Here is a 1,588-nt window from a genome sequence, read left to right on the forward strand (position 1 = left end):
ACTACAGATGAAAACGACCTCTAAGACGTCGTTTCTTATGGCTACGGTGCGGAGTGGGTAGCTTCAGGGAAGCCCAGTTCGTCCAGCAGCGCGTCGAACAGCTCCTCCACGAAGGTCTCTCGAGCGCGCAGCAGTTCCTCGATCCGAGGCTGCTGCGCCGTGGCCTGGACATTGGCTGCTGAAGCCCACATGAGAGCGCCTTCGGCGTCGGTCGGCACCTCCGCATCGAGCTCTGCACGCTTACGTCCGATGGCCTCTTCGAACTCCGGGGTAGCTATCCACAGGCTCACGTCGTCCACGTCCTCGGGTTCCTCAACCAGGAGAGCCGCGGCATTGTCCAGGTTGAGCCATGCCTGCCAGCGGCGCCCGTTGGTGTCCAGGCCGGTCACGAGGGCGACGCTGCTGTCGGAAACATCGGCGACGCAGGCCGGCGCACCGGACCATTCGACCAAGGTGAACAGGTACTCGTCTTCCCAGACGCCTTGCTCCAACTGCAGGGTCTGCCAGCCGCCCGGTCGCGGCTCCCACTCATGTACGTCGTCCCTCAGCCCTGGACCGATGCTGCCAAACAGGGGTGCTTCCAGCAATGGGCGCTCGCTGCGCGCAAAGACCAGATGGCCGGAAAAGCCCATGGAACCTCCTCGTCGAATACCAGCGCACCCTACGAGCCGTCACTGACACCACCGGCTCCGGCTGACTGTCGCTCCGACCGACTGGCTCACCGAATCAGTCGGCGGTAGCCGATGAGGGATGCGGCTATGCCGACGAAGGCCAGGAAGTGCTCGGCCTTTCGCTCGTAGCGCCGGTGGAGCCTTCGGCAGCCGGCCAGCCAGGACACGGTTCTTTCGACCACCCAGCGGTGTCTGCCCAGCCGCTGCGAGCACTTGACACCCTTGCGGGCAATGCGGTGGCGGATGCCTCGCCGACGGAGCCATCGGCGCAGGTGGTCATAGTCGTAGCCCTTGTCCGCATGCAGTTTCGCCGGCCTGCGGCGCCGGGGGCCGCGGCCGGAGCGGATGGGAGGGATGCCGCGCACGAGCGGTTGCAGACCCTGGCTGTCGTGCATGTTCGCACCCGAGATGCCCAGGGACAGCGGCAATCCGTTTCTGTCGGTGATCAGGTGGATCTTCGATCCCAGTTTGCCGCGATCGGTCGGATTCGGTCCGGTCAGTGGCCCCCTTTTGTCGCCCGCAGACTGACCGAGTCGATCGCGCACCGCGACCAGTCCAGCTCGCCTCGCGCTCCCAGTTCATCGAGGATCACACGGTAGAGCCTGGCCCAGACCCGGTCCTGGCTCCACTGGGCGAACCGGCGGTAGACCGTGGGCCAGGCGGGGCCGAACACCGGCGGTAGCTGCCGCCAGGTGCAGCCTGACGTCGCCACAAAGATGATCGCGGCCAGAGCCTCGCGGTCACCTGCCCGGCGCCGTCCTCCACCCTGCGAACGTACCACCACCGTCGGCGGCACCACCCGCCTGAACAGCACCCACAACTCGTTCGGCACCAGCCGCTCAACGAGATCCGTCATGCGCGGATCAACGAACGATCACGCCATAAGAAACGACGCCTAAGAGGTCGTTTTCATCTGT

The 1,588-nt window shown here is 65.4% G+C and carries 2 protein-coding genes; both read right to left on the bottom strand.

From position 1 onward, the window contains the following. Nucleotides 1–41: 41 nt before the first annotated feature. Nucleotides 42–632, bottom strand: a complete 591-nt coding sequence (locus AMK33_RS08105) for a hypothetical protein (RefSeq protein ID WP_073932034.1) — start codon at nt 630–632, stop codon at nt 42–44. 86 nt (nt 633–718) lie between these two features. After that, nucleotides 719–1,527 (bottom strand): IS5 family transposase gene (locus tag AMK33_RS41235; RefSeq protein WP_107425045.1). Its coding sequence is split into 2 segments (ribosomal slippage): nt 719–1,177 and nt 1,180–1,527, totalling 807 coding nucleotides; the frame shifts between segments, so codons are not numbered across the junction. Between the last annotated feature and the right edge of the window lie 61 nt (nt 1,528–1,588).

The organism is Streptomyces sp. CB02400, from assembly GCF_001905725.1.
Lineage (GTDB): Bacteria > Actinomycetota > Actinomycetes > Streptomycetales > Streptomycetaceae > Streptomyces > Streptomyces atrovirens.